General features: G+C 68.9%; 19 protein-coding genes. 8 read left to right on the forward strand and 11 right to left on the reverse strand.

Features of this window, described 5'->3' with window-relative positions:
* Nucleotides 1-26: 26 nt before the first annotated feature.
* Nucleotides 27-782: a L,D-transpeptidase gene (locus QGN31_RS00650; protein WP_014943152.1), complete on the reverse strand. Its 756-nt coding sequence runs from the start codon at nucleotides 780-782 to the stop codon at nucleotides 27-29.
* Nucleotides 783-1,110: 328 nt separating this feature from the next.
* Between QGN31_RS00650 and QGN31_RS00655 the strand changes: the two genes are divergently transcribed.
* The gene (locus tag QGN31_RS00655; RefSeq protein ID WP_014943151.1) at nucleotides 1,111-2,040 is read left to right on the forward strand and encodes a LysR family transcriptional regulator; all 930 of its coding nucleotides are present in this window, start codon (nucleotides 1,111-1,113) and stop codon (nucleotides 2,038-2,040) included.
* Here the strand turns inward: QGN31_RS00655 and oxc are convergent.
* Nucleotides 2,024-3,760 carry an oxalyl-CoA decarboxylase gene (gene oxc, locus QGN31_RS00660; RefSeq protein ID WP_009957107.1) on the reverse strand — a complete coding sequence of 579 codons (1,737 nt, stop codon included), beginning with the start codon at nucleotides 3,758-3,760 and terminating at the stop codon, nucleotides 2,024-2,026. The two genes, QGN31_RS00655 and oxc, sit on opposite strands and share 17 nt — an antisense overlap.
* 251 nt (nucleotides 3,761-4,011) lie before the next feature.
* On the opposite strand from oxc, the gene QGN31_RS00665 reads away from it, so the two are divergent.
* Nucleotides 4,012-5,604: a FadD7 family fatty acid--CoA ligase gene (locus tag QGN31_RS00665; protein WP_008262151.1), complete on the forward strand. Its 1,593-nt coding sequence runs from the start codon at nucleotides 4,012-4,014 to the stop codon at nucleotides 5,602-5,604.
* A gap of 4 nt (nucleotides 5,605-5,608) precedes the next feature.
* On the opposite strand, the gene QGN31_RS00670 is transcribed toward QGN31_RS00665, so the two are convergent.
* Nucleotides 5,609-7,768, reverse strand: coding sequence for an elongation factor G-like protein EF-G2 (locus QGN31_RS00670; protein WP_008262150.1), 2,160 nt, complete (start codon nucleotides 7,766-7,768; stop codon nucleotides 5,609-5,611).
* A gap of 118 nt (nucleotides 7,769-7,886) precedes the next feature.
* Nucleotides 7,887-8,309 carry a TIGR03668 family PPOX class F420-dependent oxidoreductase gene (locus tag QGN31_RS00675; RefSeq protein WP_008262148.1) on the reverse strand — a complete coding sequence of 141 codons (423 nt, stop codon included), beginning with the start codon at nucleotides 8,307-8,309 and terminating at the stop codon, nucleotides 7,887-7,889.
* Nucleotides 8,310-8,472: 163 nt separating this feature from the next.
* Here QGN31_RS00675 and QGN31_RS00680 point away from each other — a divergent pair, with 163 nt between their 5' ends.
* From QGN31_RS00680 to QGN31_RS00695, 4 genes are all read left to right on the forward strand, one after another.
* Nucleotides 8,473-9,519 (forward strand): S1C family serine protease, encoded by a 1,047-nt coding sequence (locus QGN31_RS00680; protein ID WP_008262147.1) that lies wholly within the window; start codon nucleotides 8,473-8,475, stop codon nucleotides 9,517-9,519.
* 121 nt (nucleotides 9,520-9,640) lie between these two features.
* Nucleotides 9,641-11,413: a maltose alpha-D-glucosyltransferase gene (treS, locus tag QGN31_RS00685; RefSeq protein ID WP_008262145.1), complete on the forward strand. Its 1,773-nt coding sequence runs from the start codon at nucleotides 9,641-9,643 to the stop codon at nucleotides 11,411-11,413.
* A 49-nt stretch (nucleotides 11,414-11,462) separates the two neighbouring features.
* On the forward strand, nucleotides 11,463-12,803 hold the full coding sequence (locus QGN31_RS00690; protein ID WP_008262144.1) for a maltokinase N-terminal cap-like domain-containing protein: 1,341 nt from the start codon (nucleotides 11,463-11,465) through the stop codon (nucleotides 12,801-12,803).
* 93 nt (nucleotides 12,804-12,896) lie between these two features.
* Entirely contained in the window at nucleotides 12,897-13,601 is a 705-nt protein-coding gene (locus QGN31_RS00695; RefSeq protein WP_008262142.1) for a YoaK family protein, read from the forward strand.
* A 41-nt stretch (nucleotides 13,602-13,642) separates the two neighbouring features.
* Here the strand turns inward: QGN31_RS00695 and ag85C are convergent, their stop codons facing one another.
* The 5 genes from ag85C to QGN31_RS00720 all read right to left on the reverse strand — a co-directional run bounded on the left by ag85C (nucleotide 13,643) and on the right by QGN31_RS00720 (nucleotide 17,587).
* On the reverse strand, nucleotides 13,643-14,692 hold the full coding sequence (gene ag85C / locus QGN31_RS00700) for a diacylglycerol acyltransferase/mycolyltransferase Ag85C (RefSeq protein WP_008262140.1): 1,050 nt from the start codon (nucleotides 14,690-14,692) through the stop codon (nucleotides 13,643-13,645).
* Nucleotides 14,693-14,926: 234 nt separating this feature from the next.
* A complete protein-coding gene (locus QGN31_RS00705; protein ID WP_014943149.1) occupies nucleotides 14,927-15,745 on the reverse strand; it encodes an ABC transporter permease in 819 nt (272 codons plus the stop codon).
* Entirely contained in the window at nucleotides 15,735-16,574 is an 840-nt protein-coding gene (locus QGN31_RS00710) for an ATP-binding cassette domain-containing protein (RefSeq protein WP_008262136.1), read from the reverse strand. Before QGN31_RS00710 ends, QGN31_RS00705 begins: the two co-directional genes overlap by 11 nt.
* On the reverse strand, nucleotides 16,571-17,032 hold the full coding sequence (locus QGN31_RS00715) for a MarR family winged helix-turn-helix transcriptional regulator (protein ID WP_008262134.1): 462 nt from the start codon (nucleotides 17,030-17,032) through the stop codon (nucleotides 16,571-16,573). Before QGN31_RS00715 ends, QGN31_RS00710 begins: the two co-directional genes overlap by 4 nt.
* 57 nt (nucleotides 17,033-17,089) lie before the next feature.
* Nucleotides 17,090-17,587 (reverse strand): metallophosphoesterase family protein, encoded by a 498-nt coding sequence (locus QGN31_RS00720; RefSeq protein ID WP_014943148.1) that lies wholly within the window; start codon nucleotides 17,585-17,587, stop codon nucleotides 17,090-17,092.
* A 55-nt stretch (nucleotides 17,588-17,642) separates the two neighbouring features.
* On the opposite strand from QGN31_RS00720, the gene QGN31_RS00725 reads away from it, so the two are divergent.
* Nucleotides 17,643-18,038, forward strand: coding sequence for a DUF302 domain-containing protein (locus QGN31_RS00725; protein WP_009956678.1), 396 nt, complete (start codon nucleotides 17,643-17,645; stop codon nucleotides 18,036-18,038).
* Nucleotides 18,039-18,042: 4 nt separating this feature from the next.
* Here the strand turns inward: QGN31_RS00725 and QGN31_RS00730 are convergent, their stop codons facing one another.
* The gene (locus QGN31_RS00730) at nucleotides 18,043-18,216 is read right to left on the reverse strand and encodes a hypothetical protein (RefSeq protein WP_008262122.1); all 174 of its coding nucleotides are present in this window, start codon (nucleotides 18,214-18,216) and stop codon (nucleotides 18,043-18,045) included.
* A 279-nt stretch (nucleotides 18,217-18,495) separates the two neighbouring features.
* Between QGN31_RS00730 and QGN31_RS00735 the strand changes: the two genes are divergently transcribed.
* Entirely contained in the window at nucleotides 18,496-18,951 is a 456-nt protein-coding gene (locus QGN31_RS00735) for a MaoC family dehydratase (RefSeq protein WP_008262120.1), read from the forward strand.
* A 108-nt stretch (nucleotides 18,952-19,059) separates the two neighbouring features.
* Here QGN31_RS00735 and QGN31_RS00740 read toward each other — a convergent pair whose 3' ends face one another.
* The gene (locus QGN31_RS00740; RefSeq protein ID WP_009956677.1) at nucleotides 19,060-19,758 is read right to left on the reverse strand and encodes a GAF and ANTAR domain-containing protein; all 699 of its coding nucleotides are present in this window, start codon (nucleotides 19,756-19,758) and stop codon (nucleotides 19,060-19,062) included.
* Between the last annotated feature and the right edge of the window lie 94 nt (nucleotides 19,759-19,852).

The following is a 19,852-nucleotide window of genomic DNA, read 5'->3' on the forward strand; positions in this document are numbered from 1 at the left end:
CACACGCCGGGGACTGGGGGTGACGCTCAGGCCACGACCTGGATGGGGTCGCCGACGTTGACCTGGTTGAAGTACCAGGCGGCGTTGTCGGGGCTGAGGTTGATGCACCCGTGGCTGACGTTGGCGTAGCCCTGGGAATCGACCGACCACGGGGCCGAGTGGACGTACACGCCGCTCCAGGTGACCCGGACGGCGTACTGCGCGGTGATCTTGTAGCCCTCGGGGGAGCTGAGCGGGATGCCGATCGTGCGCGAGTCCATCACCACGGTGCGCTGCTTCTCCAGCGCGGTGAAGCTGCCCATCGGCGTGGGCCTGCTGGGCTTGCCCATCGACGCGGGCATGGTGCGCAGCACCTCTCCGTCCCTGCTGACGGTGAAGGTGTGCTTGGAGATGCTGGCGACACCGAGCAGCGCATCGCCGGTGTCGAAGCCGGTCGTCAGCGCCTGCACACCCACCGAAACGTGCGTGTGGGGGGCCCAGTACTGGTCGGGGACCCACTGCACCACCGTGTTGTGAACCCACTCGAAGTGCCCCGGCGTGCCGCCCGGCGACGTCACACGAATCGACCGCTCGACGGCGGCCCGATCGGCCACCGGTGCGGTGAACGTCACCACGACGGGGTGCGCCACGCCGACCACGGCGCCGTCGGCGGGCAAAATCGAGGCGACCTCGGGTGCGGCGTGCGGCGTGGGCACGGCGGCGCTGCCACGGGCCGCCGATCCCACCAGGCCCATGACCGTGATCGCGACCATAACAAATAGATAACGAACACCTCGACGCATAGCGTCCACCCTTCGAGATGGTGCGATCAACACACGGTCATTCTACGGGTTACCCACGAATCACCGGTTTCAGCAAACAATGACAGCCCACTGGACCCGCTGCGGTCACGATTCGACTGCCGATTGGGCTCGATTGGGTCAGCGGCGCGCAGCCCGGGTGGCACGCGCTTCGAAAACGGCACCGATACACCGATTTTCGCGGCCGCAGCCCCCAAATCGTGCCCGGGCGTGGTCGAAGGTGCCGCCGCGGGCTTGGCGCACCCGTCGGGCGCGCGTTAGCCTCAGCGAGATCGGCGCCCAAGCCCGAGCCCGGAACCCGAGGAGTGCGGTGCTCTTCCGCCAGCTGGAGTACTTCGTTGCGGTCGCCTCCGAGCGCCACTTCGCCCGGGCCGCCGAGAAGTGCTTCGTCTCCCAGCCGGCGCTGTCTGCCGCGATCGCCAAGCTGGAGCGGGAGCTGAACGTCACGCTGATCAACCGTGGCCACAGCTTCGAGGGCCTCACTCCCGAAGGCGAGCGGTTGGTGGTGTGGGCCAGGCGGATTCTCGCCGAACACGACGCCTTCAAGGCCGAGGTCGACGCCGTCCGTTCCGGCATCACGGGGACGCTTCGGCTGGGCACCGTGCCGACCGCATCGACGACCGCGTCGTTGGTGCTCTCGGCGTTCTGCTCGGCGCACCCACTGGTGAAGGTGCAGATCCTGTCCCGGCTGGCGGCGACCGAACTGTACCGACGCCTGCGCGAGTTCGAGCTCGACGCCGCGATCGTGCACGCGGCACCCGACGAGGCGGACGTGAACCTGGTCCCGCTGTACCAGGAGCGCTACGTGCTGCTGTCGCCCGCGGAGATGTTGGGATCCGGGGCGGCGACGATGACCTGGGCCCAGGCCGCGCAATTGCCGCTGGCGTTGCTCACCCCGGACATGCGCGACCGTCAGATCATCGACAAGGCGTTCGACGATCATGGCATCACCGTCAGTCCGCAGGTCGAAACCGACTCCGTCGCTTCGCTATTCGCTCAGGCGTCCGCCGGAAAGTGGGCTTCCATCGTGCCGCACACGTGGCTGTGGACCTCCCCGCTGGGCCCGGAGATCCGGGCGGTGGAGATGGTCGATCCGGTGCTCAAGGCCGACGTCGTGTTGGCGACCAACGCGAGCGGACCCGGTTCGCCGATCGCGCGTGCGCTGGCGGCGTCGGCCGCGGGCCTGGCGCTGAACGAGTTTTTCGACGCCCAACTCCTGGGCGTCACCCGCCGCCGCTGACCGCCGCCGCGCGAGCCGGGTTCAGGCCGGCCAGATGACCGCTTTCCACCCCGGCGGCCGGATCGAGCTCGCAGTCGATGACCGAGGGCGCCCCGGAGCCGATCGCCTCGGTCAGCGCCGCGCGCAGCTCATCGGGTGTGGCGACGTGATAACCCTTGCCGCCGAACGCCTCTGCGATCAGCTCGTGGCGCGCCCGGGCGTTCAGCACGGTGGGGGCCGGGTCCGACGGGTGTGCCGCGGTCTCGTCCCCCCGATAGACGCCGCCGTTGTTGAGGATGACGACGGTCACCGGCAGCCGGTAGCGGCAGATGGTCTCGATCTCCATCCCGCTGAAGCCGAACGCGCTGTCACCCTCGATCGCGACGACCGGCCCGCCGGTCTCGACGGCGGCCGCGATCGCGTAGCCCATGCCGATCCCCATGACGCCCCAGGTTCCGGTGTCGAGCCGGTGCCGCGGCAACTCCATGTCGATGACGTTGCGCGCCAGGTCGAGCGCGTTGGCGCCCTCGTTGACGACGTACACGTCCCGGTTGTCCTGCAGCACAGCGCGAATCGCGCCGAGGGCGTTGTAGAACCGCATGGGGTGCGGGTCGTCGGCGAGGCGCTCGCGCATCTTGGCGTCATTGCGCGCCTTGCGGTCGGCCAGCTCGGTCGCCCATTCCGTTGGCGCGGCGAACGGGCGGGCGGTCACGGCGTCACACAGCGCGGACATCGCCGAGCCGATGTCGCCGGCCAACGGCGCGGCGATCGGCTGGTTGCTGTCGAATTCGCTCGCCGCGATGTCGACCTGCACGAATTGGGTGTCGGCGGACCATTGCGGCGACTCCCCATGGCCCAGAAGCCAATTCAGCCGCGCGCCGATCAGCAGGACGGCGTCGGCCCGTGAGATCGCCAGCGACCGTGCGGTGGCCGCGGACTGCGGGTGCGAATCGGGGAGCAGCCCCTTGGCCATCGACATCGGCAGGAATGGGATGCCGGTGGCTTCGACGAATCGTCGAATCTCGTTGTCCGCCTGGGCGTACGCCGCGCCCTTGCCGAGCACGATCAGCGGCCGCCGCGCCCGGGCCAGGACTTCCAGCGCGCGGTCGACCGCGTCGGGAGCGGGCAGTTGACGGGGAGCGGGGTCGACGACCCGCCATATCGTGCCGGCGGCGGCCGAGGCCTCCAGGGCCTGGCCCAGGACGTCGCCGGGGATGTCGAGGTAGACGCCGCCGGGACGCCCGGAGACCGCGGTGCGAATCGCGCGCGCGACGCCGCGACCGATGTCCTCGATCCGGTTGACCCGAAAGGCCGCCTTCGCGAACGGCCGTGCGGCGTTGAGCTGGTCGAGGTCCTGGTAGTCACCGCGTTGCAGGTCGACCAGCGCCCGATTGCTCGAGCCGGAGATCTGGATCATCGGGAAGCAGTTCGTCGTGGCGTTCGCCAGCGCGGGCAGAGCGTTGAGGAAACCGGGCCCGGATGTCGTGAGACACACGCCGGGGCGGCGGGTGAGGAATCCGGCGGCCGCCGCGGCGTTGCCGGCCGAGGCTTCCTGCCGAAAGCCGATGTAGCGGATGCCCGCCGCCTGCGCGGTCCGGGCGAGGTCGGTTATCGGGATGCCGACGAGGCCGTAGATGGTTTCGACGTCGTTGGCCATGAGCGCGTCCACCACGAGGTGGAAGCCGTCGATCACGCGGGTCGACCCCCGCGCGTCGCTTCCCGACGCCGAAACGGTGGACATGGGCGACTCCTCGGTGCGCGGGCGGTAATGACTAGCCATCACTGTGACCCCGGCCCCCGGCGCGTGTCCAAGTCGAAGCCGCTATCCGATGATCGACGGCGTCTATCGCCACAGCTCAGAGGGGCGGCGTTGCGCTTCGATAGCCGACGGTTATCGGTCGTAAGCGGATCGGTATTGGACGCGCCGCGAGCCCGCCCGGCAGGGTGGCATCGACGGCACAAGGACGGCAACAGAGGGGAAGGAGCGCGGTGATGGGATCCGATTCGACAACCGGCGGCGAGGTCACGGCGTCCACCGGCCCGCGCATCGCCGACCTGGTCGAGGCGGCGGCGCGGCGGGCGCCGCAGGCGTGCGCGCTGGTCGTCACCGCCGAACGCGTCCCGGTCAGCTACCACGACTTGACCCGACTGGTCGACGATCTGGCCGCACAACTGGCGGCCGGCGGCCTGGTCCCGGGCGACCGGGTCGCGCTGCGCGCCGGCAGCAACGCCGAATTCGTCGTCGGGCTGCTCGCCGCGTCCCGGGCGGATCTCGTTGCGGTTCCGCTCGATCCGGCGCTGCCGGGCACCGAGCAGCGCGCCCGCAGCGAGGCGGTGGGCGCGCGGGCGGTGCTCGTCGACCGGCTCGGCGATGACGAGACCGCCGGGGCGACACCGCCGGCCTGGCCCATCGCGGTGAGCGCCGGACCCGACGGCGCCGCCCCGGCCGTCACCCTGACGGTCAGCGCCGCACCGCAGCGCGACGTGTCGACGCCGCAGGGCCTGCGCGACGACGACGCCATGATCATGTTCACCGGCGGCACCACCGGCATGCCCAAAATGGTGCCCTGGACGCGCCACAACATCGCCGGCTCGGTCGCGGCCATCGTCGCCGGATACGCCCTGGGGGAACGGGATTCGACCGTCGCGGTGATGCCGCTCTACCACGGGCACGGCCTGCTCGCCGCCCTGCTGGCGACCCTGGCGTCCGGGGGAACGGTGTTACTGCCCGCGGGTGGGCGATTCTCGGCGCACACCTTCTGGGACGACATCGAGGCGGTCCGGGCCACCTGGTACACGGCCGTCCCGACGATCCATCAAATCCTGTTGGAACGCGCCCGCACCGAGCGGCCCGCCGGCGCCGGCGGCCTGCGGTTCATCCGCAGCTGCAGCGCGCCGCTGACCGCCGAGACGGCGCAGGCCCTGCAGGACACGTTCTCGGCCCCGGTGGTGTGCGCATTCGGGATGACCGAGGCGACCCACCAGGTGGCCACCACCGCAGTCGAAGGCGCCGGGCACAGCGAAAACCCGGGCGCCACACCGGGTCTCGTCGGGCGCTCGACCGGACCGCAGATCCGGATCGTCGGACCCGACGGTCAGTCGCTGCCCGCCGAGACCGTCGGCGAGGTCTGGCTGCACGGCCCCACCGTGGTGCGGGGCTACCTCGGCGACCCGTCGATCACCGACGCCAACTTCACCCAGGGGTGGCTGCACACCGGCGATCTGGGCACCCTGTCGCCGGCCGGCGACCTCGTGATCCGCGGCCGCATCAAGGAACTCATCAACCGCGGCGGGGAGAAGATCTCGCCGGAGCGGGTCGAGGCGGTGCTGGCCAGCCACCCCGGCGTGCTGGAGGTGGCCGTGTTCGGCAAGCCGGACACGCTGTACGGCGAGACCGTGGCCGCGGTGATCGTCGCGCGCGGATCCGCCGCGCCGACGGCCGACGAGCTGGCGTCGTTCTGCCGTGACCGGTTGGCCCCCTTCGAGGTGCCGACCGACTTCCAGCAGGCGGCGGAGTTGCCGCACACCGCCAAAGGCTCGCTGGACCGGCGCGCCGTCGCCGAACGGTTCGCTCGCGGGGCCTGAACGCTCAGACGCCGGCGTTGACCCGCGCCGCGGCCGATTCCGGCATCGGCTCGTAGCGGGCGAACGACCGGGTGAACGAGGCGGCGCCGTGCGCCAGTGACCGCAGGTCGATGGCGTAGCGGGTCAGCTCCACCTGGGGCACCTCGGCCTTGACCACGGTGCGTTCGTTGCCCGCGGTGTCGGACCCGAGGACTCGGCCGCGCCGGCTGGACAGATCGCCCATCACCGCGCCGACGAAATCGTCGGGCACCAGCACCGAGATCTCGTCGATCGGCTCGAGCAGCGCCACCTTCGTCGCGGCCGCGGCCTCCCGCAGCGCCAGCGAGCCGGCCATCTGGAACGCGAAGTCCGACGAGTCGACGCTGTGCGCCTTGCCGTCGAGCAGGGTGACGCGGATGTCGACCACCGGGTAGCCCGCGTGCACGCCCTTCTCCATCTGGGCGCGCACACCCTTCTCGACGCTCGGAATGAACTGACGCGGCACCGCCCCGCCGACCACCTTGTCCACGAACTCGAAGCCCGAGCCCTCCGGCAGCGGCTCCACCTCGATGTCGCACACCGCGTACTGGCCGTGACCGCCGGACTGCTTGACGTGACGGCCATGGCCTTTCGCCTTGCCGCTGAAGGTTTCTCGCAGCGGGACGCGCAGCTCCACGGTGTCCACGGTGACGCCGTACCGGTTGGCCAGCGCGTCGAGCACCACCCCGGCGTGGGACTCACCCATGCACCACAGCACGACCTGGTGGGTTTCCTGGTTCTGCTCGATCCGCAGCGTCGGGTCCTCGGCGGCCAACCGGCCCAGCCCCACCGACAGCTTGTCCTCGTCGGTCTTGGCGTGGGCGGCGATCGCGACCGGCAGCAGGGGTTCGGGCATGGTCCAGGGCTTCAGCACCAGCGGCTCCGACTTGTCCGAGAGGGTGTCGCCGGTCTCGGCGCGGCTCAGCTTGCCGATCGCGCAGATGTCACCGGCCACCACGGCCGCGGCCGGGCGCTGCTGCTTGCCCAGCGGGAAGGACAGGACGCCGACGCGCTCGTCCTCGTCGTGATCGGGGTGCGCATGCCCGTTTCCATTAGACGTGCCGAAGAACGACGCAAAATGGCCCGACACGTGAATCGTGGTGTCGGGCCTGATGGTCCCGGAGAACACCCGGACCAGGCTGACCCTGCCGACGTAGGGGTCCGACGTCGTCTTCACCACCTCCGCGAGCAACGGCGCGTCGGTGTCGCACGTCAGGCCGGCGCGGGGCGCCCCGACTTGCGTGAAGACCTCCGGCAGCGGGTGTTCCATCGGCGACGGGAACCCGCGGGTGGCGACCTCCAGCAACTCGTAGGTGCCCACGCCCGTGGTGCTGCACACCGGGATCACCGGGAAGAACGACCCCCGGGCGACGGCCCGCTCCAGGTCGGCGATGAGGACGGCTTCGTCGATGGACTCACCGCCCAGGTACCGCTCCATCAGCGACTCGTCCTCGGACTCCTCGATGATCCCTTCGATCAGGGCCCCGCGCGCTTCCTCGATCTGCGCGGCGTCCGACGGGTCCGGCGCCTGCACGCTGCGCTTGCCGTCGGCGTACTCGTAGCGCGCCTGCGACAGCAGACCGATCAGCCCGCGGCAGGAGGGCAGCCCGGTCGGCAGGTACAACGGTAAAACCTTGTCGCCGAACGCATCCTGCGCCGCGGCCAGCGCCTCGGAATAATTCGCGCGGGTGTGGTCGAGCTTGGTGATCACCACGGCGCGGGGCATGCCGACCTGGTTGCACTCCTGCCACAGCGATTTGGTGGGCTCGTCGACGCCTTCGTTGGCCGCGATCACGAACAGCGCGCAATCGGCGGCCCGCAGCCCGGCCCGCAGCTCCCCGACGAAGTCGGCGTAGCCGGGCGTGTCGATCAGGTTGACCTTGACGCCGTCATGCGACAGGGAGGCCACCGCGAGGCCCACCGATCGTTGTTGACGGATCTCGGCCTCGTCGTAGTCGCAGACCGTGCTGCCGTCCGCCACCGAGCCGCTTCGCGTCAGCACGCCGGCGGCGACCAACAGCGCTTCGACGAGCGTGGTCTTGCCGCCGCCGGACGGTCCCACCAGAACCACGTTGCGAATCTCGCCCGGACCGTTGGCGGTAGGAGCGTTTGCCGCGCCTTGGGAAGTAGTTGTCCTGTCTGCCATGACTTCCTCCAGGTTGCCGGGGCGCGTGGTCGCTGACCTAGCTAGCACCTATCTAGCTACCATTCACCCAACTCCCGTCGACCACAAGACCGTCGGGCCAGATCGAACGGCCGGCCGATCAGGGATGCCAGCTCGACCAGCGGTGCACGGCGACGGCGATGACCGGGCCGTCCAGCGAAACCGATTGATACTGAGGGTATTTCGCGCGCAGCAGCCGGCGGCCCGATTCCAGTGCCCGGCCGTCGTCGTGGATGGTGGCGACACCGTCGGCCCGCACCCACCACAGCCGCGCCCAGTCATCGGAGTAGTGGTCCACCAGCAGGCTCACCCGCGGGTCGGCCTCGATGTTGGCCAGCCGGCGCAGCCGCCGCGTCGTCTTCGGTTTCGCGTCGACGGCCGTGTACACCACGTCCCGGCCGCCCGGGTCGGCGGCGACCGCGAACACCACCGGCACCAGGTGCGGCGCCCCGCCCGGGGTGACGGTGGCCAACCGCGCGACCGGCGACTCGATGAATCGGGCCCGGGGGTCGAATTCGCCCACCGCGTCAGCTTAGGGGCGCGCCGGGCGTGACAGCAGGGCCGGCGCGAGCCTGGGACATGCCGTGCACAGCTACCTGCATTACGGTTATGTACACGAATTGTGCCGCCCAGAGCCTGAGGCCGGGACAGTTTGTTGGTTACGGCGAAGCAGGAGGGTGACACCGATGAGCAAATCGCACCACCGCTCGGTCTGGTCCAGGATGGTCAGCGTGGTGGCCGTGGTCGCACTCGGCCTCGGTCTGGACGCCGGTATCGGCCTCGGAATGGCCACCGCGTCACCGCCCGCCCTGCCGCTGGACCCGTCGGCGATGGTCGGTCAGGTGGGGCCGCAGGTGGTCAACATCGACACCAAGTTCGGCTACAACAACGCCGTCGGTGCCGGCACCGGCATCGTGATCGACCCGAACGGTGTCGTGCTGACCAACAACCACGTGATCTCGGGGGCCACCGACATCAGCGCCTTCGCCGTCGGCAACGGGCAGACCTACGCCGTGGACGTGGTCGGCTACGACCGCACGCAAGACATCGCGGTGCTGCAGCTGCGCGGTGCCGCCGGGCTTCCCACCGCCGCGATCGGTGGTGAGGCCAGGGTGGGCGAGCCGATCGTCGCGCTGGGGAACGCCGGCGGTCAGGGCGGAACCCCCAGCGCGGTCACGGGCAAGGTCCTCGCGCTCAACCAGAGCGTCTCGGCGACCGACACCCTGACCGGCGCGCAGGAGAATCTGGGCGGCCTCATCCAGGCCGACGCGCCGATCAGGCCGGGCGACTCCGGTGGGCCCATGGTGAACAGCGCCGGGCAGGTGATCGGTGTGGACACCGCCGCCACCGACAGCTACAAGATGTCCGGCGGGCAGGGCTTCGCGATTCCGATCGGCCGCGCGATGGGTGTCGCCAACCAGATCAGGTCCGGCGCCGGCTCCAACACCGTGCACATCGGCCCCACCGCGTTCCTCGGCCTGGGCGTGATGGACAACAACGGCAACGGCGCGCGGGTCCAGCGGGTGGTCAACGGCGGGCCCGCCGGGGCGGCCGGGATCGCCGCGGGCGACGTCATCACCGGGGTCGACAACGTCGCGATCACCGGGGCGACGTCCATGACCGAGGTGCTCGTCCCGCACCACCCCGGGGACACGATCGCCGTGCATTACCGCTCCACCGACGGCGGCGACCGCACCGCGAACATCACACTGGCGGAGGGGCCGCCGGCCTGACACACCCGGCGACGACATCCGGCCGGAGGCCAATTCGTTTGCCCCCGGCCGTGATTCGTCTCCCAGGAGTGGGCGTGATTCCGAATGTCGCGCCTCGGGTACCCGTGGCATCGTGGATTTGATGAACGACGCAAAAGAAGCTGTCGAGCACCATCCCGAAGGGGGCAGTCACGTCCAGGACGGCGTCGTCGAGCACCCCGACGCCGAGGACTTCAACAACGCCGCCGCGCTACCCACCGACCCGACCTGGTTCAAGCACGCCGTGTTCTACGAGGTGCTGGTGCGGGCGTTTTTCGACGCCAACGCCGACGGCGCCGGTGACCTGCGCGGACTGCTGGGGCAGCTGGACTACCTGCAATGGCTGGGCATCGACTGCATCTGGCTGCCCCCGTTCTACGACTCGCCCCTGCGCGACGGCGGTTATGACATCCGGGACTTCTACAAGGTGCTGCCCGAGTTCGGGACGGTCGAGGATTTCGTCGCGCTGCTCAACGCCGCGCACGAGCGGGGCATCCGCGTGATCACCGACCTGGTGATGAACCACACATCGGATTCGCACCCCTGGTTCCAGGAGTCGCGCCACGACCCCGACGGCCCGTACGGCGACTACTACGTGTGGAGCGACACGAGCGAGCGCTACACCGATGCCCGGATCATCTTCATCGACACCGAGGAGTCCAACTGGACCTTCGACCCGGTGCGCAAGCAGTTCTACTGGCACCGGTTCTTTTCGCACCAGCCGGACCTGAACTACGAAAACCCGGCCGTGCAGGAAGCCATGATCGACGTGCTGCGGTTCTGGCTCGGCCTGGGCATCGACGGGTTCCGGCTGGACGCGGTGCCCTACCTGTTCGAACGGGAGGGCACCAACTGCGAGAACCTGCCGGAGACGCACGCCTTCCTCAAACGCGTCCGCAAGGTCGTCGACGACGAATTCCCGGGGCGGGTGCTGCTGGCCGAGGCCAACCAGTGGCCGGCCGACGTCGTCGAGTACTTCGGCGACCCCAGCACCGGCGGCGACGAATGCCACATGGCCTTCCACTTCCCGCTGATGCCGCGCATCTTCATGGCGGTGCGCCGGGAGTCCCGGTTCCCGATCTCGGAGATCCTGGCCCAGACGCCCGAGATCCCCGACATGGCGCAGTGGGGGATCTTCCTGCGCAACCACGACGAGTTGACGTTGGAGATGGTCACCGACGAAGAGCGCGACTACATGTACTCGGAGTACGCCAAGGATCCGCGGATGAAGGCGAACGTCGGCATCCGCCGCCGCCTGGCCCCACTGCTGGACAACGACCGCAACCAGATCGAGCTGTTCACCGCGCTGCTGCTGTCGCTGCCCGGCTCGCCGGTCCTGTACTACGGTGACGAGATCGGCATGGGCGACGTGATCTGGTTGGGAGACCGCGACGGGGTGCGCACCCCGATGCAGTGGACGCCGGACCGTAACGCCGGCTTCTCCAAGGCCAATCCCGGCCGGCTGTACCTGCCGCCCAGCCAGGACTCCGTGTACGGCTATCAGGCGGTCAACGTGGAGGCCCAGCGCGACACGTCCACGTCGCTGCTCAACTTCACCCGCACGATGTTGGCCGTGCGGCGCCGCCACGAGGCCTTCGCCATCGGGAGTTTCGAGGAACTGGGCGGCTCGAACCCGTCGGTGCTGGCGTTCCTGCGGCAGGTGTCCGGCGACGGCGACACCGTGCTGTGCGTCAACAACCTGTCGCGGTTCCCGCAGCCGATCGAACTGAACCTGCAGCATTGGAGCGGACGCACGCCGGTCGAGCTGACCGGGCAGGTGGAGTTTCCGCGCATCGGTCACCTGCCCTACCTGCTGACACTGCCGGGACACGGGTTCTATTGGTTCCGGCTGAGCGGATGCGAGGAGGATGCATGACGATCACTCGCGCCGGCGTCAATCCAGGCAAGAAAGAGGAGCGGCGCTGATGACTTCCCCGGAGAAATTGCCCTGGTCCGAGTGGCTTCCACAGCAGCGTTGGTACGCCGGGCGCAACCGCGAACTGTCCAGCGCCGAGCCGAGCGTCGTCGTGGCGCTGCGCGACGATCTCGACTTGGTGCTCGTCGACGCCTCCTACGCCGACGGTTCCCGGGACCGCTACCAGGTGATCGTGAGGTGGGATTCCGCCCCGGTCGTCGAGTACAGCAACGTCGCCACCATCGGCGCCGCCGACGACCGGACCGGCTTCGACGCGATGTACGACGCCGACGCGCCGCAGTTTTTGCTGTCGCTCATCGACTCGTCGGCCGCGCGCGGCGCGTCGGGCGTCGAGGTGAGATTCGCCAAGGAGCCCGACGCCGAGCTGCCGCTGGAGGCGATGGCGCACGTGTCCGACGCCGAGCAGTCCAACACGAGCGTCATCTTCGACCGCGACGCGATCTTCAAGGTGTTCCGCCGCGTCAGCGGCGGCATCAACCCCGACATCGAGCTCAACCGCGTGCTGGGCCGCGCGGGCAACCCGCACGTCGCCCGGCTGCTGGGCACCTACGAGATGACGGGTCCGGGCGACGAGACGTGGCCGCTGGGCATGGTGACCGAGTTCGCCGCCAACGCCGCGGAAGGCTGGGCGATGGCCAGCGCCAGCGTTCGCGACCTGTTCGCCGAGGCCGATCTCTACGCGTACGAGGTCGGCGGCGACTTCGCCGGCGAGTCCTTCCGCCTCGGCGAGGCCGTGGCGTCGGTGCATGCCACCCTGGCCGAGACCCTCGGCACCGCGCAGGCGGTCTTCCCGGTGGAGAACGTGCTGGCGCGGCTGTCGTCGACCGTGGCCCTGGTGCCCGAGCTCGAGGAGTTCGCCGCGACCATCGACGAGCGGTTCCGCAAGCTGGTCGCCGAGACGATCACCGTGCAGCGCGTCCATGGCGATCTGCACCTGGGGCAGGTGCTGCGCACGCCGGAGAGCTGGTTGCTCATCGACTTCGAGGGTGAGCCGGGGCAGCCGCTCGAGGAACGCCGCGCGCCCGATTCGCCGCTGCGCGACGTGGCCGGCGTCCTGCGGTCATTCGAATACGCCGCCTACGGGCCGCTGGTGGACCAGGCCGATGACAAGCAGTTGGCGGCCCGGGCCCGCGAGTGGGTCGAACGCAACCGCACCGCGTTCTGCGACGGCTACGCGGCGGCCTCCGGGATTGACCCCCGCGATTCGGCGCAGCTGCTGGCCGCCTACGAACTGGACAAGGCCGTTTACGAAGCCGGCTACGAGGCCCGGCACCGGCCCGGCTGGCTGCCGATCCCGTTGCGTTCCATCGCCCGCCTGACCGCCGTCTGAGCGGCGATCGCAAGCGCGGCGTAGCCGGGCGCAGTCGCCCGTCGGCAAGCGGCGTGCGCTGCACGCGCCGCCGCCGTCTGGAACCATGTGCGTGTGCCGAACGAGATCAATAACAGTGAGTCGCGGTTGTCCTGGGTGCTGGCGGTGCTGGCGGGGATCCTGGGAGCGACCGCCTTCACCCATTCCGCCGGCTACTTCGTGACCTTCATGACCGGGAACGCCCAGCGGGCCATGCTCGGGTATTTCCGCGGCGACGTGTTGCTGTCGGTGACGGCGGGCGTGTTGATCGTTTGCTTCGTCTCAGGCGTGGTGATCGCCTCGGTGTGCCGGCGGCATTTCTGGGTGGCGCACCCGCATGGGCCGACGGTGCTGACGACGTTCAGCCTGCTGGCGGCCACCATGGTGGACGTCATCGATGAGGGCTGGGAAGAGAATCTGCTCGATTTCGCGCCGATCATGTTGGTGGCCTTCGGCATTGGGGCCCTCAACACATCGTTCGTCAAGGACGGCGAGGTGTCGGTCTCGCTCAGCTACGTGACCGGGACGCTGGTCAAGATGGGCCAGGGCATCGAACGCCACCTCGCCGGTGGGACGGCGGCCGAATGGCTGGGTTATTTCCTGCTGTTCGCCAGCTTCGTGGTGGGCGCAACCGTGGGCGGGTTCATCAGCCTGTTCGTCAACGGGACGTGGATGCTGGTGGTGGCCACGGTCGTGTGCGCGCTGACCACCGGCTACACCTACTTCCACTCCGATCGGCGCGCCCTGCTCGACGCGGGTGAAAAAGAGCATCGGCAGTAGCGCTGACCGGTGCGCTACTGCCGATGCTGGCTTGCCGGGATTTAGGTCGCCGGCTGCGCGGGTTGCGCCGGCTGTGCCGGTTGCGCGGGTTGCGCGGTGGTGTTGCTGGCCAGCAGCACCTGCTGCATGTCGGGCTTCATGGCCATCAACTGCTGGTTCCAGTAGGGCCACGAGTGCGTCCCGTTGGCGGGGAAGTTGAACACCCCGTTGCGCCCGCCCGCGGCCGCGTAGTTGTTCTGGAACTGCTCGTTGGTGCGCAGCGTCAGGCCCTCCAGGAACTTGGCCGGCATGTTGTCGCCGCCCAGGTCGCTGGGAGTGCCGTTACCGCAGTAGACCCAGATGCGGGTGTTGTTGGCGACCAGCCGCGGAATCTGGACCATCGGGTCGTTGCGCTTCCACGCCGGGTCGGTGGACGGGCCCCACATGCTGTTGGCGTTGTAGCCGCCCGCGTCGTTCATCGCCAGGCCGATCAGGGTGGGCCACCACCCCTCGGACGGGTTCAGGAACCCGGACAGGGCGGCGGCGTAGGGGAACTGCTGCGGGTAGTAGGCGGCCAGGATCAGCGCCGAGCCGCCCGACATCGAGAGCCCCACCGCGGCGTTGCCCGCCGGGGAGATCTGCTTGTTCGCCTGCATCCACAGCGGCATTTCCTGGGTCAGGAAGGTCTCCCACTTGTAGGTGTAGTTCTGCCCGTTGCCCGACGACGGCTGGTACCAGTTGCTGTAGAAGCTGGACTGGCCGCCGACCGGCATGATCACCGACAGGCCGGACTGGTAGAACTCCTCGAAGGCGGGGGTGTTGATGTCCCAGCCGTTGTAGTCGTCCTGCGCGCGCAGGCCGTCCAGCAGGTACACGGCGTGCGCGCCGCCGGGCTGGAACTGGACCTTGATGTTGCGGCCCATCGACGGCGACGGAACCTCGAGGTATTCCACCGGGAGCCCCGGCTTGGAGAAGGCGCTCGCGGTGGGGAAGCCTCCGGTGGCGGCGACGAGACCGGACAGCAGGGAGGCCCCCACGGCAGCGATCGCCAGTCGGCGCGGCATGTTCGCCCCCGCGCCACGCAACTTTCGCACCTTTTCGATGAACGACATAGCTCTCTACCCATCCCAACTTTCATCTGCCGCACCATGCGGTGGAATCTGTTCTCGGGGAGTGAAACACAGCGCGAGCGCCGAATTCGGTTGTCGCGGCCGCAGCGACAGATCGCGGTTAGCTAACGATTGCGAGTCGGCCAGACATCGTCACGTTCGGGTCACGATCGGCTCTCGGAACCGCGCCGGCCCTTGCGCCGTGATGGCGGGCGCGCTAGCACCGCCGGTGGCGCTCTAGGCGACCAATCGGCGCAAAAGCGTTGACGCAGTGGTGATTCCGAGCACCGCCGCCACCACCAGCACGACGATGCCGACCGGGCTGAACGGGGTTCCGATCAGCAGCGCCCGCAGCGCGTCGACCTCGTAGCTGAGGGGATTGACCTTGCTCAGCGCGCGCAACCACGCCGGCATCACGTCGACCGGGTACAGCGCGTTGGAGGCGAAGAACAGCGGCATGGTGATCGCCTGTCCGATGCCCATCAGGCGATCGCGGTTGCGCACCAAGCCGGCCAGCGTCATCGACAGGCACGCGAAGAACGCGGCGCCGAGCATGACGACCCCCATCGCCGCCGCGATCCGCAGGGGATTGATCGTCAGGCCGACACCCATCAGGTACGCCAGCGCCATCACACCGACGACCTGGGCCACCGAACGCACCCCGGCCGCGAACGCCTTGCCGGTGATCAGCGCCGATGCCGGCGCCGGCGTCACCATGAGCTTGGCGAGTACGCCGGCGTCGCGATCCCAAATGATCTGTATCCCATAGAAAATGGAGATGAACAACGCCGACTGGGCGATGATCCCGGGTGCCAGGAAGGCCAGATACGACACCGATCCGGTCGCGATGACGTGTAGGTGGCTGAAGGTGGTACCGAAAATCAGCAGCCACAGCGCGGGCTGCACCATCCGGGTGACGAGTTCGGTCCGGTCGTGTTGCAGCTTCTGCAGTTCGACGATCGCGAATGCTCCGATGCGGCCGGTGAGCGCGCCGACCCGCTGCCATCCCCGCGGCGCGCGAAGCAGTGTCCCCGCCGCGCCGCCATCAACCGACACGGCGCGCCACCTTTCTGCTGGAACGGATTTCCCGGATGGACCCGGGTTCCTCCGTCGACGCCGCCTTGTCGTCCAAACCCGTTGCCGCGTAATGGCGGAACACATCCTCGAGCGTGGCGCCCGGCGACCCGTTGGACAGCCGGGCCTTCAACGCGTCGGGTGCGCCGACGGCCCGCAACGCGCCGCGGTGCATCAGCGCCACCCGGTCGCACAGCGCGTCGGCCTCCTCCATGTAGTGCGTCGTCAGCAGCACCGTCATGCCGAACTGCGCCTGCATCTTTCGCACCTGCGACCACACGCCGTCGCGCGCAATGGGATCCAGCCCCACGGTCGGCTCGTCCAACACCAGCAGCGACGGACGATTGACCAGCGCCTGCGCCACCTCGAGACGGCGGACCATGCCGCCGGAGTAGGCCGACGCCATCCGGTCGGCCACGCCCAGCAGGTCCATGGCGACCAGCGCCTGATCGACGCGATCGGAGCGCTCGGCGCGAGGCACACCGTACAACCGCGCGAACCACTCCACGTTCTGCCGGCCCGTCAGCGCGGGCTCGATCGAAAGCTGTTGCGGCACATAGCCGATGTTGCTTCTGATGTCGGTGGTTTGGCGGCGCGCGTCCATCCCGAAAATGTGGAGCTCGCCCTGCTGCACCGGGGCCAGCGTGGTCAGCATCCGGACCATGGTCGTCTTCCCGGCGCCGTTGGGGCCCAACAGGCCCATGGTTTCGCCGGGCCGGACCTGCAATGTCACGTCGTCGACGGCGGTGAACTGGCCGTAGCGGTAGGTCAGGTGCCGGGCGTCGATCGCCATCGGCAGCGTCACGCTCATGATCTTCGCTCCTGAAGCATGCGGGTCATCGTGTCGAGGACCTCCAATCCCTTTGCCAAGGACTCGATTTCGTCGGCGTCGAGTTCGTCGAGCAGCTCGGACAGCAGGTCGCGCCGGGCGGCCCGGGACGCGTCGAGGATCTGCTGGGCGGGCTCGGCGAGCCGAAGCTGGCACACCCGGCGATCGGTGTCCCCGGCGGTGCGGAGCAGCAGCCCGTCGGAGACCAACCTGGTGACCAGGGTCGAGGCGGTATTGGGCACCAGCCCGAGTTCGGCCGCGGCGGCGCTGACCGAGATTCCCGGACGCCGGCCGACCAGCCACAGCAGTTCGGACTGCGATTCGGAGAGCCGCGACGAATCGAACGCCCGGCCGGCCGATCGGCGTAGTTGCCGCCGGAAGCGGCCGACCACGCCGAACAGGTCGGTTGCGACGTCGGTGCGTGTCTTCACTTCCGCCATGATACCTCTGTAGCCGAGCTATTTAGGTGGGGAAGCTCCGCGTACGGTAAGTACCCGCTACCTGGGCAGGCGATGCAGCGCGACGCCGGTCACGGCGCCGTCGTCGACGTCGGCGGTCATGTACGTGCAAAACGGCTGGCGGCGCCGATCCGTCGGCGACCCCGGATTGAGCAGGCGCAACCCGGTCTCGGTGGTGCTGTCCCAGGGGATGTGGCTGTGCCCGAACACCAGCACCTGGCTGTCCGGGTACAGCCGTGACATACGCGCGTCGCGGCCCGCTGCGGCGCCGGTCTCGTGGGTGACCGTGAACCGGACGCCCGCCAGGGTCACGTCCGCCCGCTCGGGGAGCCGGGCCCGCAACGCCGGGCCGTCGTTGTTTCCCCAGCACCCGACCAGGCGTGTCGCGGCGCTATCGAGGCGATCCAGGAACTCCGGTGAGATCCAGTCGCCGGCGTGGATGACGACGTCGGCCTCGGCGACCTCATCCCACACCTGCGCGGGCAGGTCGCGGGCGCGTTTGGGGATGTGGGTATCGGCGATCAGCAGCAGCCTCACCGACCCATTGTGGGCGAAATTCTGGGTAGTCCACGGCTGAAAGAGGAGGAATCACATGACACCGGGATTGAGCACCACGCTGCACACCTCGTTCGAGGACGCGGTGGAGCGCACCACGCAAGCGCTGGCCGACCAGGGTTTCGGCGTGCTGTCCACGATCGACGTCAAGGCCACGCTCAAGCAAAAGCTCGGCGAGGAGATGGAGGACTACCTCATCCTGGGCGCCTGCAACCCGGCGCTGGCGCACCGGGCGCTGAACGCTTACCGCCAAATCGGCCAATTGTTGCCGTGCAACGTGGTGGTGCGCTCCGACCCCGCCGGCGACGCGGTCTTGGTCGAGGCCATGGATCCCCAGCTCATGGTCAAGGTGACCGGCGAAGCCGGGGCGCTGCAGGAGGTCGCGGATCAGGCCACCACCAGGCTGCAAGCGGCAATCGGCGCACTCGGGTAAACCGTCAGCCGCGCTCGCTGCGGGCCTCGGCGCCCGATTCGCCGGCATCGAACGAGTCATCGGAGCCCGCGGCGCCCACGTACGAGCCGTCGTCCTCACCCGCGGCGGCGCGGGACCGAGCTTGGTGGGTGTCGGGTTCCACGTCTTCCTCGGCTTTGTGGCCCTTGCGGTCTGGCATGGCGGTTCCTTTCTGAAGCCCACGGCGACGCCGCGGCATCGAACACCTGGCGCGGCAACGTCCACCTCCCGAATTCCCCCGACGGCTCAGGCGAAACGGGGGCGGCGCGTCGTTCGGCGCCCGGGCGCTACCGCGCAGGAAGTCGAGCAGGGCCGCATTGAATTGGTCGGGATGGCTTGAGATGGGTTCGTCCGTCCACCGGCTGCCACCCGCGAGGGCTCGGTGTTAACCGCGCGGCCCACCGTTATTGTTAGCAGCCGAAACCAAGGAGAACACCCAATGCGCACCTTCGAATCAGTCGCCGACCTCGCCGCCGCCGCGGGCGAGGAGCTGGGCCACAGTGACTGGGCCACCATCACCCAGGAAGACGTGAACCTGTTCGCCGACGCGACCGGCGATCACCAGTGGATCCATGTCGACCCGGAGCGGGCCGCGTCCGGGCCGTTCGGCACGACCATCGCCCACGGTTTCATGACCCTGGCGCTGTTGCCGCGACTGCAGCACCAGATCTACACCGTCAACGGCATCAAGCTCGCAATCAACTACGGCCTCAACAAGGTTCGCTTCCCCGCGCCGGTCCCGGTCGGCTCGCGGGTGCGCGCGCAGAGTTCGTTGGTCAGCGTCGACGACGTGGGCAACGGCGCCGTGCAGGCGACCATCTCGACCACCGTCGAGATCGAAGGGTCGGCCAAGCCGGCGTGCGTGGCCGAGAGCGTCGTCCGCTTCGTCGCCTGAAAACGCCGCGTCGACGCCTGAAAACGCCGCGTCGAACGTCAACTTGTTGCGGCGAAACACGGCCTCTTCGCGCAACAAGTCCACGTTCGGGTGTCGGGCGGCCGCGGATCAATCCTCGCCGCGGGTGTCGATCACGCGCTGGGCGATGTCGATGAGCTTGGTCTGACTCTCCTGCGACAGCCGGCGCAGCAACTCGAAGGCACGCACGTCGTCCACGCCGTAGCGCTCCATGATGATGCCCTTGGCCTGCCCGATGCGGTCGCGCGACGACAGGGCCGATTGCATCTGCCGTCCGTGGCGCCCGGCCATGATCGCCGACGCGGCGTGCGCGGCGAACACGGTTCCGATGGTCTCGGCCTCGGTATCCCACACGTTGGGCCGGAAGCTGAACAGGTTCAGGGCGCCGGCGGTGCGCTCGGCGGTGTACAGCTTGAACGACAGGCTGCTCAGCACCCCGTGTTCGACCGCCGCCGGCGCGTACTTGGGCCAGCGTGGCTCGTCGCGCAGGTCGTCGCTGCGCACGATCGTTTCATTCAGGGCGGCGTCGTGACAGGGACCCTCACCGAAGTCGTGCTGCAGCTTGTCGAGCTTCGCGACCAGGCTGTCGGTGTCGGCGACCGATTCGAACTCCCCACCCGCCTTGAGCAGCAGCACCCCCGCGATGTCCGCGGCCGGTATCAGCTCAACCGCGGCGGTGGTCACGTCGGCGAAGACGTCGTCCAGCGAACGTGGGGTGGCGATCTCGCGGGCGAGCTCGGCAATGCGCACGGCCAACTCGTGCTTCGAGGTTGGGTCCAAAGACTCCATAGGGGCGCATTCTCCACGATGGATCCCCGACGCGTAACCCCGGCGATCAGCGGCCCCGGCCGGACGGCCGACCGATGGGAAGTTGCGATGCCCC

The organism is Mycobacterium sp. 2-64, from assembly GCF_035918375.1.
GTDB lineage: Bacteria > Actinomycetota > Actinomycetes > Mycobacteriales > Mycobacteriaceae > Mycobacterium > Mycobacterium intracellulare.

Excerpts from the sequence above, each read along its gene's own strand:
- QGN31_RS00650 (WP_014943152.1), bottom strand. The coding sequence starts at position 782 with ATGCGTCGAGGTGTTCGTTATCTATTTGTTATGGTCGCGATCACGGTC.
- oxc (WP_009957107.1), bottom strand. The coding sequence starts at position 3,760 with ATGTCCACCGTTTCGGCGTCGGGAAGCGACGCGCGGGGGTCGACCCGC.
- QGN31_RS00665 (WP_008262151.1), top strand. The coding sequence starts at position 4,012 with ATGGGATCCGATTCGACAACCGGCGGCGAGGTCACGGCGTCCACCGGC.
- QGN31_RS00670 (WP_008262150.1), bottom strand. The coding sequence starts at position 7,768 with ATGGCAGACAGGACAACTACTTCCCAAGGCGCGGCAAACGCTCCTACC.
- QGN31_RS00680 (WP_008262147.1), top strand. The coding sequence starts at position 8,473 with ATGAGCAAATCGCACCACCGCTCGGTCTGGTCCAGGATGGTCAGCGTG.
- treS (WP_008262145.1), top strand. The coding sequence starts at position 9,641 with ATGAACGACGCAAAAGAAGCTGTCGAGCACCATCCCGAAGGGGGCAGT.
- QGN31_RS00690 (WP_008262144.1), top strand. The coding sequence starts at position 11,463 with ATGACTTCCCCGGAGAAATTGCCCTGGTCCGAGTGGCTTCCACAGCAG.
- ag85C (WP_008262140.1), bottom strand. The coding sequence starts at position 14,692 with ATGTCGTTCATCGAAAAGGTGCGAAAGTTGCGTGGCGCGGGGGCGAAC.
- QGN31_RS00710 (WP_008262136.1), bottom strand. The coding sequence starts at position 16,574 with ATGAGCGTGACGCTGCCGATGGCGATCGACGCCCGGCACCTGACCTAC.
- QGN31_RS00715 (WP_008262134.1), bottom strand. The coding sequence starts at position 17,032 with ATGGCGGAAGTGAAGACACGCACCGACGTCGCAACCGACCTGTTCGGC.
- QGN31_RS00725 (WP_009956678.1), top strand. The coding sequence starts at position 17,643 with ATGACACCGGGATTGAGCACCACGCTGCACACCTCGTTCGAGGACGCG.
- QGN31_RS00730 (WP_008262122.1), bottom strand. The coding sequence starts at position 18,216 with ATGCCAGACCGCAAGGGCCACAAAGCCGAGGAAGACGTGGAACCCGAC.
- QGN31_RS00735 (WP_008262120.1), top strand. The coding sequence starts at position 18,496 with ATGCGCACCTTCGAATCAGTCGCCGACCTCGCCGCCGCCGCGGGCGAG.
- QGN31_RS00740 (WP_009956677.1), bottom strand. The coding sequence starts at position 19,758 with ATGGAGTCTTTGGACCCAACCTCGAAGCACGAGTTGGCCGTGCGCATT.